The 12664-nt window shown below is 69.7% G+C and carries 13 protein-coding genes; 10 read left to right on the plus strand and 3 right to left on the minus strand.

Annotated elements, in window-relative coordinates; all coding sequences use genetic code 11:
• The first annotated feature begins 120 nt into the window (after positions 1–120).
• Both PS467_RS25030 and PS467_RS25035 read left to right on the plus strand, forming a co-directional pair.
• Positions 121–1119 carry a helix-turn-helix domain-containing protein gene (locus PS467_RS25030; RefSeq protein ID WP_311037118.1) on the plus strand — a complete coding sequence of 333 codons (999 nt, stop codon included), beginning with the start codon at positions 121–123 and terminating at the stop codon, positions 1117–1119.
• A gap of 273 nt (positions 1120–1392) precedes the next feature.
• Complete coding sequence (locus PS467_RS25035) at positions 1393–2118, plus strand: pentapeptide repeat-containing protein (RefSeq protein WP_432280627.1); 726 nt, start codon at positions 1393–1395, stop codon at positions 2116–2118.
• Between the two features lie 93 nt (positions 2119–2211).
• Here PS467_RS25035 and PS467_RS25040 read toward each other — a convergent pair whose 3' ends face one another.
• Positions 2212–3675 (minus strand): FG-GAP and VCBS repeat-containing protein, encoded by a 1464-nt coding sequence (locus PS467_RS25040; protein ID WP_311037119.1) that lies wholly within the window; start codon positions 3673–3675, stop codon positions 2212–2214.
• Positions 3676–4094: 419 nt separating this feature from the next.
• On the opposite strand from PS467_RS25040, the gene PS467_RS25045 reads away from it, so the two are divergent.
• Positions 4095–4541: a cupin domain-containing protein gene (locus PS467_RS25045; RefSeq protein WP_311037120.1), complete on the plus strand. Its 447-nt coding sequence runs from the start codon at positions 4095–4097 to the stop codon at positions 4539–4541.
• 7 nt (positions 4542–4548) lie between these two features.
• On the opposite strand, the gene PS467_RS25050 is transcribed toward PS467_RS25045, so the two are convergent.
• Positions 4549–5331 (minus strand): aminotransferase class IV family protein, encoded by a 783-nt coding sequence (locus PS467_RS25050; protein ID WP_311037121.1) that lies wholly within the window; start codon positions 5329–5331, stop codon positions 4549–4551.
• A gap of 251 nt (positions 5332–5582) precedes the next feature.
• On the opposite strand from PS467_RS25050, the gene PS467_RS25055 reads away from it, so the two are divergent.
• Positions 5583–5783 carry an SCO3870 family protein gene (locus PS467_RS25055; RefSeq protein WP_311037122.1) on the plus strand — a complete coding sequence of 67 codons (201 nt, stop codon included), beginning with the start codon at positions 5583–5585 and terminating at the stop codon, positions 5781–5783.
• 163 nt (positions 5784–5946) lie between these two features.
• On the opposite strand, the gene PS467_RS25060 is transcribed toward PS467_RS25055, so the two are convergent.
• Positions 5947–7020 carry a Glu/Leu/Phe/Val dehydrogenase dimerization domain-containing protein gene (locus PS467_RS25060; protein WP_311037123.1) on the minus strand — a complete coding sequence of 358 codons (1074 nt, stop codon included), beginning with the start codon at positions 7018–7020 and terminating at the stop codon, positions 5947–5949.
• Positions 7021–7132: 112 nt separating this feature from the next.
• Between PS467_RS25060 and PS467_RS25065 the strand changes: the two genes are divergently transcribed.
• The 6 genes from PS467_RS25065 (at position 7133) to PS467_RS25090 (ending at position 12605) form a co-directional block, all read left to right on the plus strand.
• On the plus strand, positions 7133–7597 hold the full coding sequence (locus tag PS467_RS25065) for an Lrp/AsnC family transcriptional regulator (RefSeq protein ID WP_311037124.1): 465 nt from the start codon (positions 7133–7135) through the stop codon (positions 7595–7597).
• 117 nt (positions 7598–7714) lie between these two features.
• Positions 7715–8497 (plus strand): helix-turn-helix domain-containing protein, encoded by a 783-nt coding sequence (locus PS467_RS25070; RefSeq protein WP_311037125.1) that lies wholly within the window; start codon positions 7715–7717, stop codon positions 8495–8497.
• A gap of 200 nt (positions 8498–8697) precedes the next feature.
• Entirely contained in the window at positions 8698–9870 is a 1173-nt protein-coding gene (locus tag PS467_RS25075; protein ID WP_311037126.1) for a 4-hydroxybenzoate 3-monooxygenase, read from the plus strand.
• Between the two features lie 210 nt (positions 9871–10080).
• The gene (locus PS467_RS25080) at positions 10081–10701 is read left to right on the plus strand and encodes a C39 family peptidase (RefSeq protein WP_311037127.1); all 621 of its coding nucleotides are present in this window, start codon (positions 10081–10083) and stop codon (positions 10699–10701) included.
• Entirely contained in the window at positions 10694–11065 is a 372-nt protein-coding gene (locus tag PS467_RS25085) for a glutamate ligase domain-containing protein (RefSeq protein ID WP_311037128.1), read from the plus strand. Before PS467_RS25080 ends, PS467_RS25085 begins: the two co-directional genes overlap by 8 nt.
• Before the next feature lie 319 nt (positions 11066–11384).
• Positions 11385–12605 carry a helix-turn-helix domain-containing protein gene (locus PS467_RS25090; protein ID WP_311037129.1) on the plus strand — a complete coding sequence of 407 codons (1221 nt, stop codon included), beginning with the start codon at positions 11385–11387 and terminating at the stop codon, positions 12603–12605.
• The last annotated feature ends 59 nt before the right edge of the window (positions 12606–12664 follow it).

Here is a 12664-nt window from a genome sequence, read left to right on the forward strand (position 1 = left end):
GGCCGTCCCGGCCGCGGGGCGGCATCGCATGCCTCCCAACGAGCGGGAACCTGCCGTATCCGCCACGACTACTGAACCCGGGTGAGGAGCTCGGCACGGGGGGCAGCGGAGGGAATCTGGATGCTTGAGACATTGGGTCTCGACCCGACTACCGAGAACGTCTACCGTGCCATACTCGGCCAGCCGCAGATGAGCGTGGCCGATCTTCACGACCATCTCGGCATTTCGGAAGAAACGTTACGTCTTGCTCTGGACCGACTCAGCGCGCTCGCCCTGGTGCGGCCGTCCCTCCACGATCCGCAGCGCTTCCGGATCGTGGACCCCGAAGTGCCCATGCGCCTTCTGCTCGCCCGCCAGGAAGAACGTCTCGCCCAGGAACACCAGCGGATCGAGCAGACCCGCCTCGCCGTCAGCAAGCTCATGGTCGACTTCGCGGCCACGCAGTCCCGGAAGAACGCTCCGGGTGTCGAGCAACTCGAGGGAATCGAGGAGATCAGGGAGCGGATCAACGTCCTGAGCCATTCGGTGCGCACGGAGGTCATGGCCCTCGCTCCGGGCGGTGCGCAGAGCGCCGCGAGCATCGAGGCGGCCCGGCCGCAGGACGCCGAACTCCTCCGGCGGGGCGTGCTCATGCGGACCGTCTACCTGGACAGCATCCGTAACAACCCCCTGACCATGCAATACGCGAACTGGCTCCGCGAACAGGGCGGCCAGGTGCGGACGGCGCCGTCGCTGCCGATCCGCATGACCATCCTGGACCGCGAGATCGCCGTCGTTCCCACGGACGGTGAGAACAGCGCTGCCGGAGCCCTGGTCCTCAACGGGACCGGGGCCCTGGTGGCGCTGACCGCGTTCTTCGAGAACATCTGGGAGAGCGCCCTGCCGCTGGGCAACGAGCCCAACCGCCGTGACGAGCGCGGCCTCGTCGGCCAGGAGGCGGAGGCGATCAGGCTGCTGGGGCAGGGGCTGACGGACGAGGCGATAGCCAAACGCCTGGGCGTCTCCCCGCGCACCGCACGCCGGATCGCCGCCGACCTGATGGAGAAAATGGGCGCCCGCAGCCGGTTCCAGGCAGGCGCCCGTGCCACGGCCATGGGGTGGATCACCGGAACCGAGTAGCGCGTCCTCCGGTACGGCATCCGGTCACGGAACGGCACCGCCGGGCGGCAACAACCAGCCACCCGGCGGTGCCGTATGCCGCGTACGCCGTCGGCGAGCGGTGAGTCGCCCCCTCAGGCTCCGGCGCGGCTTCCAGGGCCGGTTTCCGGGATGCGCGCCGATTGGGCAAAACCGCGCGGTCGGCGTCAGCATGGGGCGTCCCCCCGCCCGTACCGGCGCCTGTCAGGGCTTCGGGACGGGGACGCCTGCCCCGCCGCCCCCGGAAGGACACCCGTGCCGACCCCATCCCCCTCCCGGTCTCAATCCCGGTCATCCCGCCGGGACTCGGCCACACCCCCGCGACCGCGCCCCCTGGACGCACTGCCGTACGCGCATCGGCTCTCGCCGTTCAGCGGCGAGATCGAGCCCGAGGGCGTCTACGAGTGGCTCCACTTCGACGGCTCCGCTCTCGAGGACCTCGACGGCGAGAGCTCCCGCTTCAGCGAGTCGGCCTTCTCCTCGGTGACCTTCACCGGCGGCGGTTACCGGCGCTCACGCTTCGACGACGTCTGGCTGAACGCGGTCCGCATGGTCGGCACCGATCTGTCGGAGACCACCTGGCTGAACAGCGAATGCTCCGCCGGCATCCTCGCGGGCACGGAGATCCACAGCGCCGGGATGCACCGCGTCGTCTTCCACGGCTGCAAGTTCGACTCGGTCAACCTGCGCGGTGCCGCGCTGCGGGACGTGGCGTTCGTCGACTGCCTCTTGCGCGATGTGGACTTCGGCGGGGCGACCCTGACCGGCACATCGTTCCCCGGCTCGACCCTGGACGGCGTGCACCTCCGCAAGGCCACACTGGCCGACGTCGGTCTCCACGAGGCGGCCGGACTGCACATCGCCTCCGGGCTGGAAGCCCTGAACGGCGCGACGATCAGCTCGACCCAGCTGCTCGACCTGGCACCCGCCCTGGCCCAGGTCATCGGCCTCACGGTGCGGGACGGTGCGGGCCGGCCGTGATACGCCGGTGGCCCGGCCCGGACGAGCCGGGCCAGGCCACTGACGCCCACTGACGGCGCCGTGCACGACGCCGTCGCGCACGGCGCCGCCGTACTACTTCGTCGCGGGCCCGGACAGCTCCGTGCCGAAGGCGGCCTTGGTCGCCGGGGAGCCGAGGTCACCCGGCCCGATGAGGGCGGAGCCCTCGGCGGTGAGGCCGTCGCCGCCCGCGTACAGGAGGGCTACCGCGCCCGCGCCGTCGGTCCGCTTCGGGACACCGATGGCCAGGTCGGGCTTGCCGTCGCCGTTGTAGTCGGCCGGCGAGACGGAGTCGCCGAAGTGGTCGTTGCCCTCCATGGAGCCGGGGACGCCCTCGGTGTCGAGGGAGAAGGTCTGCGCACCCGCGTCGGTCAGCCACTCCTTGGTGCCCTTGAGCACGGTGATGGCGCCGGCGTCGTTGTAGCCACCGGGGGCCTCGGCGGCGGTGTCGCTGACGACGAGGTCGTCGTAGCCGTCGCCGTTGATGTCGGTGAGCTGGGAGGCGGTGCCGTTCTGCGCCTCACCCTTCCAGGTCACCGGGTTGGCGGTGTCGAGCCCCGAGGCGGTGCCCGGGTAGGTCCGCAGGCGGGCGTCGTCCGGACCGTCCGAGAAGCCGGTGTCAATGACGACGTCGTCCTTGCCGTCGCCGTTGACGTCACCCACCACGGCGCGGTACGAGGCGAACCACAGCGCCACGTCCTCGCCCAGCGGCGTGCTCTTCAGCCCCCCGGACGAACCGGGCAGCACGCCGAGCGTGCCCTCGTCGGCGGGGTCGTCCTGGTAGGCGACGGTGACCAGGTCGGCGAAGCCGTCCCCGTTGATGTCGCCGGACGACAGGTGCTCGATGCCCGCTCCGCCACCGGGCGGGGTGACGGCGGACATCTTCGGGGTGGCGGTGTCGCGCAGGTTCGCCGCGCCGTTGACGACCTGGACCTTGTCGCCGTCGGAGATGGCGATGTCGTCACGGCCGTCGTGGTTGTAGTCGCCCACGGCCATGGTGTCGCCGAAGTACCGGTAGGCGGTGGCCGTCGGCGCGTGGAAGGCGATCGCGTCGCTGGAGAGGCCGTCCTTGGAGCCGAAGACGACCGTGACGGAACCGGCCCGCGCGGCGTCGCCGATGGACTCGTAGTTCGCGGCGACGATCAGATCGGTGTAGCCGTCCCCGTCCACATCGCCGCGCACCACGGCCGAGCCGAAGTGGTCCCCGGCCTCGGGCGTGCCGGGCACTCCCGGGCTGGCCTGCGTCAACGTGCTGTGCCGGGCGGTGTCGACACCGCCCTGGGCCCCGTAGGTCACGGCCACGTAGCCCGCCTTGGACTTCCCGGAGACGGTGCCGTCGGGCGCGCCCACGCCGAGGTCGGCATAGCCGTCCCCGTCGATGTCGCCCGTGGTCTTACCTGCCGCGGCGGCTGCGGGGGAGGGCTGGTTCTGGTCGGTTCCGTCGCCGTTCGACACCACGGCACTGGCTCCGGCGGCCACGGCGGCGGTCACGGCGGCGCCGACCGCCACACCGACCACAGCTCTGGTCCTGTTGCGCACAAATCCTCCATGTAGTAACGCATCGGGCGCCCTCGATCCCCGGCCGCCACATGTCTCCCCCGGCAGCGGGAACGGAAGGGTCGTGGAATGAGAGCTCTCTGGAAGCTGAACGGTTGCAGAACCCAAGGAAAACGAGACAGGGTCGTAATCTTGGCCCCGCCCCGCCAACTCCCTTGCGGACCAGCGTGTTTGTCGCCAAAGGCGACCCCTTGTCCCGTTGCGGTCCGACTCGTCACCGCCTCCGCTCCGTCAGTCCCCGTCACCGACCGTGACGGGCCAGAGTGCGCCGCGCACCGCACCGGCGCACTCTGGACGCACGACGTACGACGCACGTACGACGCACGACGCACGAACACGACCTGACCGGATCGCAGTCCGCGCACCGGAACGACGCCCGCATCACCACGGGAGGTCTCACCATGTCGCACCACGAGTCGGCGGTAGGCGGCCCGGAGAGCCGGCCGCGCTCGGAAGCGTGGAAGACGGCGCTCACCGTGCTCCAGTCGGTGAAACCGCCGTTCGTACCGGAGGGGGCGGAGGCGATGACGGTTCTCGTCGCCTACCCGCCCGGCGACCCCGGCGCCCCTCCGCACCGCCACTCGGGGCCCGCTTTCGGCTACATGCTGGAGGGGGAGATGCTCTTCGAGCTCGAAGGCGAGCCGGAGCGGGTGATCAAGGCCGGGGAGACGTTCTGGGAGCCGGGCGGCGATGTCATCCACTACCAGGACGGGAACAACCGGACCGACTCGTGGAGCCGCTTCGTCGTCACCATGCTCTGCGCGCCGGGCCGCCCCATGCTCACCGTGGTCGACGACGAAGAACTGGCCCAGCGCCGACACCTGCGAGCCCCCCGCCCCACCAGCTGACCCGCCCCTACAACTCCTCGCCGGGAATCGCCAGGTAGGTCTCGCGCAGCGTGCTCAGCACCGGGTGCTCGACGGCCATGGCCGTGTCGTCGATGGCCGACAGCGCACGGACGCCGATGGACGTATTGGTGGCGAAGGCGGCCCGCATCTCCTTGGCCTGGCCGACGGTGACGGCGTCGACCTGGTGCCCCACCCGCTCCCGCAGAAGCGCCATGGTGACGCCGGGCAGGACCGGCGCCGCCGGCCACACCACCGTGCCGTCGCCGTCGATGAAGCCCACGTTCCAGGTGCCCCCTTCGGACACGCGCCCGTCGGCCCCGACGAACAGCGCGTCGTCGAACCCGCTGAGCTGCGCGGTCCGGCGGGCGTGCAGGGGTCCGAACAGCCCGGTGTGCTTGACCTCGGGAAGGTCGCGCTCGTACCGCACGGTCATCGCGCGCAACGGGGGCGGAGACATCGCACCGGCCGCCCGCACGGTCACCAGAACGCGCGGCTGGCCGGCGGCCGCGGGGTGCCCCATGTCCACCGTGGGGTCGTAGACCGTGACCCGAACGACACACGGCCCGCTCCGCCCGCCGAGAGCCTGCCGGACCTGATCCCGGACCCGCCCGGTGTCCAGGCCGGCACCCCACACCGTCGCGCAGTCCCGTTCGAGACGTTCCATATGCAAGGCCAGGCCCCGGACCCGGCCGTCGGCGTCGACGCGCATCGACGTGAAGTGGCCCAGATTCGTGAGCGCCAGGGGCATCAGGTCATCTGCGGTCACGGGCCGTCCGTCGAGTGTCGCCATACCGCCCAGCATGTCAGCGCGCCCCGCGGCTCCGGCCGCCGCAAGACCTTACTCCGGCGCGCGGAGACCTCGGCTGAGAGGAGCCTGAATGACCGACGGCGAACTGGTCCGCGACCGGCACCCCGCAGATCGTCCGCGCACGGCGTACCGCGTTGATCAAGACCCGTAATTCGAGGTGTGAGCAGGGGAGTTGACGACAGGCAAGTAGACTCCGCATTGCCCAGCCGTCTCGCAGCTTGGAGGAAGTGACCATGGCGAAGGTCCCGTTCGGTTCCCTGTCGGCCGCGATCGCGGCGCTCGGAACGGTGCTCGCTTTCTTCGCGCTCCAGCTCCGCGCAGACGGCTACGAGCAGTACGTCGAATCCGTGGCCAACTTCAGCGTCGTGATGTTCGTCACCGCGGCTCTGATCGTGGTGACGTGGATCCGTGACGGTCGGCCGCACTCGGACTGAGTTCTTCATCGGCCGCGCATCCCTCCATGCCCTCGGCCAGGAGCCGATCGGCGAGGGCGTTGCGGAAGTCCCCGTCCTGCTCGGTATCGGCGACCGGCGACGAGATCCGGTGCGAAGCCCGACGGCGGCGTCGCACCGGGTACCGCCGGGGGAACCGAGATCCTCATAGGGGATGGTCCAGCGAGGTCGTGGGGGAGCTGGTGGCGTCGGCGGCGGCCCGTAGGCGTTGCCGGGCCAGTTCGCCCGCCGCCTGCGCCGGGGTCCGGCCATGGTGCTGCGCGGTGTCCAGCAGGTGGTCGACGGTCTCCTCGATGGCATCGACCCGCGCACGGGCGTCGTCCGCACCGACGTGGTGGAGTTCGGTGCTGATGGCGTGGATGACGCCGCCCGCGCCGGCGACGAAGTCCGGTACCCAGATGATGTCGCGCTGGTGCAGCAGATCGGCGACATCCGGCGTGGCGAGCTGGTTGTTCGCCGGGCCGACCACGGCACGGCAGCGCAGCTCCGCCGAGGTCTGCCGGGTCAGGACGGAGCCGAGTGCCGCGGGGACCACGATGTCCACGTCCGCGGCGATGATCTCCTCGGGCGACTGCCAGACGGCGCCGAGCTCGTCGCTGACCGTCCGCTTGCCGGGGTCGATGTCCGTCACCGTCAGAGTGGCTCCGTCGGCCACGAGAAGGCGGGCCAGGCCGGCGCCCACGCGGCCCAGGCCGATCACGGCGAGACGGCGGCCCGCCAGGCTGGAGGTGCCGTACAGCCGCCGGCTGACGGCCCGTAGTGCGGCGAGCGTCCCCTGCGCGGTGTGCGGGGACGAGTCGCCGCTTCCCCCCAGATCCTTCGGCCTGCAGAACACGTGGGGGGTGGATTCCCCGATGACCGCCATGTCGGCGGGGCCGGTCCCGACATCCGGTCCGGTGGCGTACGCACCGCCCAGCGACGCGATGACCTCGGCCGCGTCACGCAGCACGTCGCGCCGCCGGTCGGGCCTGAGTTCCAGCCCTTCCGGCAGGGCTACGACGGCCTTCCCGCCGCCGCTGGACAGCCCGGCCACGGCGAACTTCGAGGTCATCGCGGCCGACAGGCGAAGGGCGTCGGTGAGACCGTCCCGCCAGTCGGCGTAGTGCCAGAGCCGGAGGCCGCCGGCCGCCGGACCGAGTGCCGTGGAGTGCACAGCCACGATCACCGGCAGACGGGAGCGCCGACCCGTGTGCATCACGACCTGCTCGTGATCGAGCATGGGACCTCTCCCTTTTCATTCATCCGGTTCGATGACGCCATGCTGCACAAACGTCTTCTCCGGCACCCGCCTGACCGAACGTATGGCAGATATTCGGGTACGGTCGTCGACCATGGACGAACTTGATTCGGAGATTGTCCGGCTCCTCCAGACAGATGCACGGCGGTCCAACCGCGAACTCGCCCGGCAGCTCGGCATCGCCCCCTCGACCTGCCTGGAGCGGGTCCGGGCACTCCACCGCCGGGGCGTCATCCGCGGCTACCACGCGGACATCGACCCCGCCGCCCTCAACCGCGGCGTTCAGGCGCTCGTCTCCGTTCAGGTGCGCCCCCTCAGCCGCGCCGTCATCGACGCGTTCAAGGGCTACGCCAGCGGTCTGCCGGAAGTGCTGCACACCTTCGTGCTCTCCGGAGGCGACGACTTCCTGCTGCACGTCGCCGTACAGGACCTCGACCGGCTGCACGCCTTCCTCACGGACCGGCTCAGCAAGCGCGGCGAAATCACCGGCTTCCGCACCTCGGTCATCTTTCAGCAGGTGAGCAACACCGCCCCCACCCGGCTTCCCGCGCCGGACTAGGCACCGCCCCGGGCGGATCGAGGGGTGGGGAGCGGGCGGTGCGGAGGACGGTCGGCCCGCCGGCGCCTCTTTCCGGGTGAGCCATGGGCGGCAAAAACACCGGTAAAATGACGCCCGATGCCGGAAACCCGCCAGCTCTCACCAACGCCCTCCGCACCGGACGAGCCGCTCTTGCAGGGAGGTGCGTGGCTGCCGCACGGCTATCAGCTCGACTCTCACTCGCACGCCCAGGGGCAGCTCGTATACGCCGCTGCCGGCGCACTGGCCACCGCGACCGAACGGGGCACCTGGGTCGCCCCGGCCAACCGTGTCACCTGGACACCGCCGCGCTTCGCCCACTCCCACCGCTTCTACGGCCGGACCGACGTGCGCCTCGTCGCCGTCCCGCTCGATCTGTGCGGCGAGCTCGTGGACCACCCCAGCGTCTTCGTGGTCAGCCCCCTCCTGAGGGAGGCGCTTCTGGCGCTGACCGACAAGCCGGAGAGACGGCCCGGCGCGCACCGGCGGCTGCTCGCCGTGGTCGTGGATCAACTCGCGGACGCCGCCGAGCACTCCCTGCACCTGCCCGAACCCCGTGACGACCGGCTGCGCGCCGCCACCGCTCTCCTCCACGAGGATCCCGCCCGGCCCGCCACCCTGGCCGAGCTGGGCCGAACGGTGGGCGCGAGCGAGCGCACCCTGAGCCGCCTGTTCCACACGGAACTGAGCATGAGTTTCCACCGCTGGCGCACCACCCTGCGCATCCACCACGCCCTGGCTCACCTCGCCGACGGCATGTCCGTCACCGAGACCGCGGTGGCGTGCGGCTGGTCCAATCCCTCCAGCTTCATCGACGCCTTCACCGAAGTCATCGGCCAGACGCCCGGCCGCTACCAGGCGGATCTTCGTAACCGCCGGTAGCAGTGGTCACCCCGCAGGTGTGCCGAGCGCCCACCCGCGAGGTTGGCGGCTTTCCGGCACTGGCCGTCCGGACACCGGTGGTTCGCAAGCCTCCGCCCGTTTCACAGTAAGAGCCGTACGCCGCACCACCACCGCGGCACCGTCGTTCGCGCCACCGGCGTGTCCGACCACCGCTTTGAGCACGAAAGGCTCGCACCCCCATGGCAGAGACACGCGAACACACGGCTGTCGTCATCGTCGGGGCCGGCGTCGCCGGTCTGACGCTCGGCAACTTCCTGCTGCGCAACGGCATCGACTGCACCGTGCTGGAGAAGCACCCCCGCGCCTATGTCGAGCAGCGCCAGCGCGCAGGGACCATCGACACGTTCGGGGTGCGGATGTTCCGTGAGTGGGGCCTGGAAGAGGTGCTGGAAGGCGACCCCATCCCGCACAGCGAGGGCGGCTTCTACATCGACGGACAGGCGATGCCGATCGACGTGGACGACGACGACAACGACAGCCTCTACTGTCCCCAGCAGACCCTGGTGCGCAACCTCACCGACGTGTTCCTGCGTGACGGCGGAGACCTCCGCTACGAAGCCGTCGACGTGGCCCTGGAAGACATCACCGGCGAGCGCCCCGTCGTCCGCTACCAGGACGCCGACGGCACGGCCAAGGCCATCGTCTGCGACGTCATAGCCGGATGCGACGGCTTCCACGGCGTGAGCCGGCGCACCATCCCGGCCTCCGCACTGACCGAGTACTCCCACGCGTACGGGTACTCCTGGCTCAGCGTCCTGGCCGCGGTCCCGACCAGCCCGTCCGGCATGGCGATCCACTCACTGGGACTCGCCGGCATGATCCCCCGCGGCCCGCACGCCAGCCGCGTCTACCTCCAGTGCGCCGTCGACGACACCCCCGAGCAGTGGCCCGACGAGCGCATCTGGAGCCAGCTGGAAGCCCGCTTCGGCACCCCCGTGTCAACCGGCGAGATCATCGACAAGCGGATCGTGCCGCTGCGCAGCGTGGTCTTCGACCCGATGAGTCACGGCAACCTCTACCTCCTCGGAGACGCCGCCCACATCGTCCCGCCGATGAGCGCCAAGGGCATCCACCTCGCCCTCCACGACACCGAGATCTTCGCCCGCGCCGTCATCCGCCGGCTCAAGGAGGGCGACCGAAGCCTCCTCGACAGCTACTCCGAGACCTGCCTGCCCCACATCTGGAACTACCAGGCATTCGCGACCTGGATCACCGACACCATGCACAACGCCGGCTTCACCGGCTACGAAGGCGAATTCCGCAAGCAGATCGCCCGCGCCGAACTCCAGCGCCAGTTCACCTCGGACGCGGCGAACAAGCTCTTCAGCGAACTCACCGCCGGAACCAACTAGCCCACGCCCCAGCGGCTTCACCGGCGCGCTCGGCGTCGGCTCTCTGCTGGAGCGCACCATCCTGACATCCCCTGCCCCGGCCTTCCGGGACGCGGCAGCCTCGCCACCACGGCGCATGCCGGCGGCATCCCGTACTCCGAGCTGGTGCACCGTCTCGTACGGGCCGCGTTCACCAAGCCGGCGTACGTGCCGTAGGCAAGACTGGGGCGCATGAGCGTCCCGACGATCACTCATCCTGTCCCGTACTACTCACAGTGGGAGTCCGCGTCTTGGGTACCGGATTTCCTCTCCGGTACCAAGGACGCGGCGGATGACCCGCTGTGGCAGAAGTCCGGCGCCGGCTCCCCGCAGGAATACGCCTTCTGGGCACCGCGCATGTGTGGTGTGGCGTGTCTGCGGATGGCGCTGGACTTCTGGCGGCATCCGGTGCCGCCCTCTGTGCCGCTCGTGCGCGAGCTGTGCGAGGCCGGCGCCTACGTCCGCGAGGGGAACACGGTGAAAGGGCTGATCTACCAACCGTTCGCCGATCACGTACAAGCACGTTGGGGATTGGAGGCCCGCTCCGCCCCCGACCTGTCCGCCGAGCAACTTCCGGAGATCATCGCCAGTGGGCGCCTGGCCATGCTGTCTGTACACAACACGATCCGTACACCCCGAGCAGAACCACCGAGCAAGGGCGGACACCTGGTGCTCGCCATCGGCGTCAGCGAGGAGGGCGTGCTGCTGCACAACCCCTCAGGGCTTCCCGACCTGTCCCAAGAAGCCGCAACGGTGTCGTGGGCCCGCTTGGACCACTTCTTCGCGGGGCGGGGCGTGATCCTCGGTGACTGAGGAGAGCGACGCCAGGACCACGGAGAACGGACCCCGCACGCGGCGGATCGCCGTGCTCGGCGAGATGTACGAACTCGGAGACGAGGCGGCACAGGCGCATTGGACCATCGGCCAGGAGGCCGGCCGGCTCGGCATCGACATCGTGATCGCGGTGGGCGGGGCGATGGCCAAGCAGCTCGCCCTCGGGGCTGCTCAAGCTGGCGCCGATACCGCCATCGTCAGCGACAACGAGACGGCTACGGCTCTCCTGGAAAAGATTGTCCAGCCTGATGACGTGGTCCTGATCAAGGGATCGCGGGGCGGGATGCGATGGCAGATCGCCCAGGCCCTCACCGGGCAGAAGATCACTGGTCTCCTGAGCTGATCTCGCGTGCCGGAAGCTGGTGGAATCGATCAAGGAGCGCGTCGATGCGGGTGGGGCGTCCAGCTATATCGCCGCCGCCCATCAAGACCTCCGTCCCATCCCGGCTTTCCAGCGTGGTGGGCGTGGTACTCGGCGGACGCGCTGTCTGGAGTTCGGTGAGTCTGTCGGGGATGGCCACGGGCCGGACGATAAGCCGATCGCCTCACTCGTTCCTCGTCTGAGTTTCGTGCCCGGCGAGGGGGATCTTTCGCGTTCAACCTCCCCTGCCCTTGCTCGCGCGGCGTACCGTGACCAAAAGACCTTCTGGCGGGGGTACATCATGAGCAGCAAGACCATTGGTGACCGCCTCAGCGAGCTCCGGCGCTACCGCGACGTCACCCAGGAGCAGCTGGCCGAACGGTCAGGCGTCCACGTCGACACCATCCGGAAGCTGGAGCAGAACGTCCGGCAGTCGGCGCGCCTGGGCACTCTTCGGAAGCTGGCGAGGGCCCTCGATACTGAGCTGGATCGACTATTGGGGCAGCCCACCGTGACCACAGAACTCCCTGATGACGACGGCGGGCTGATCGCCTTGCGCGACGCGATCCAGGACATCAGCGCTCTGCCAGGCGTGCCTTCTGACGATCTCGACGAGGCCCTGCCCTCCGCCGAGTCGTGGATGGGCCAGGTCCGGGCGGCCACCACGCTCTACTGGGAAGGGGCGTACAGCGAGCTCGCGCGATGCCTCCCTCTCCTCCTTCGGGACGGGCGCGCAGTGGCCCGGGAGACGACCGGCTCGCTCGTCGAGCAGGTCTGGAACCAGCTCGCGCTGTCGTACCAGCTCGCGGCCAGCCTCGCGACGCAGTCAGGGCACCCCGACTGGGCTTTCGAAGCCGTGGAGAAGCAGCTGCATGCGGCACAGCGCGCGTCCGATCCGCTGATGGAGGGGATGGGTGTCTCCACCCTGTCGTGGGTGCTGCTGAGGCAAGGCCGATGGGAGGAAGCACAGTCCATCGCCGAGCGGAAAGCCGACGCGCTGGAGCCATCCATGCGGCGCGGTACGAGCGCTCAGTACGCGGTGTACGGGAACCTCTTGGTGGCGGCGGCCACACCTGCCGCACGGCGGGATCAGAAGGATGAGGCCGATGAGTACCTCAACTTCGCTGAGGCTGCGGCCGTCCGGTCTGGCGCCGTGCGCGTGTACGGGACCGCCTTCTCTCCGGTCGACGTCAAGACGCAGATCGTCAACATCGCCATGGCAGGCAGCGAGCCAGAGGTGGAGAAGGCTCTGGAGGCGTCCAAGGAGGTGCGCCACAACTTGATCAAACGTCCGGTGCATCTGGCCGCCCACCGCCTGGACGTGGCTCAGGCTCAATATCAGGCGGGCGACAGCGAGGCAGCGCTGGACACGCTGCTGGAAGTGGAGGCTGACCAGCCCGAATGGATCCGCTATCAGATGCTTGCGCGGGCCACCGTTTTGGAGATGCGTGAGGAGGAGCGGCGGCGGAACTCCAGGCTCCGGGGGCTGGCCGCCCGACTGGGAGTTGAGCCTGCTCTCTGACCAGGACGTGATGTCCTACTCGCGCCATAATCGGGTCAGCGTCTGGTGCTCTTCGTCAC

It is taken from the genome of Streptomyces luomodiensis (assembly GCF_031679605.1).
In the GTDB taxonomy this organism is placed as follows: Bacteria; Actinomycetota; Actinomycetes; order Streptomycetales; family Streptomycetaceae; genus Streptomyces; species Streptomyces luomodiensis.

Coding starts and splice junctions, on each gene's coding strand:
- PS467_RS25030 (WP_311037118.1), top strand. CDS start 121: ATGCTTGAGACATTGGGTCTCGACCCGACTACCGAGAACGTCTACCGT.
- PS467_RS25045 (WP_311037120.1), top strand. CDS start 4,095: ATGTCGCACCACGAGTCGGCGGTAGGCGGCCCGGAGAGCCGGCCGCGC.
- PS467_RS25050 (WP_311037121.1), bottom strand. CDS start 5,331: ATGGCGACACTCGACGGACGGCCCGTGACCGCAGATGACCTGATGCCC.
- PS467_RS25055 (WP_311037122.1), top strand. CDS start 5,583: ATGGCGAAGGTCCCGTTCGGTTCCCTGTCGGCCGCGATCGCGGCGCTC.
- PS467_RS25060 (WP_311037123.1), bottom strand. CDS start 7,020: ATGCTCGATCACGAGCAGGTCGTGATGCACACGGGTCGGCGCTCCCGT.
- PS467_RS25065 (WP_311037124.1), top strand. CDS start 7,133: ATGGACGAACTTGATTCGGAGATTGTCCGGCTCCTCCAGACAGATGCA.
- PS467_RS25070 (WP_311037125.1), top strand. CDS start 7,715: ATGCCGGAAACCCGCCAGCTCTCACCAACGCCCTCCGCACCGGACGAG.
- PS467_RS25075 (WP_311037126.1), top strand. CDS start 8,698: ATGGCAGAGACACGCGAACACACGGCTGTCGTCATCGTCGGGGCCGGC.
- PS467_RS25080 (WP_311037127.1), top strand. CDS start 10,081: ATGAGCGTCCCGACGATCACTCATCCTGTCCCGTACTACTCACAGTGG.
- PS467_RS25090 (WP_311037129.1), top strand. CDS start 11,385: ATGAGCAGCAAGACCATTGGTGACCGCCTCAGCGAGCTCCGGCGCTAC.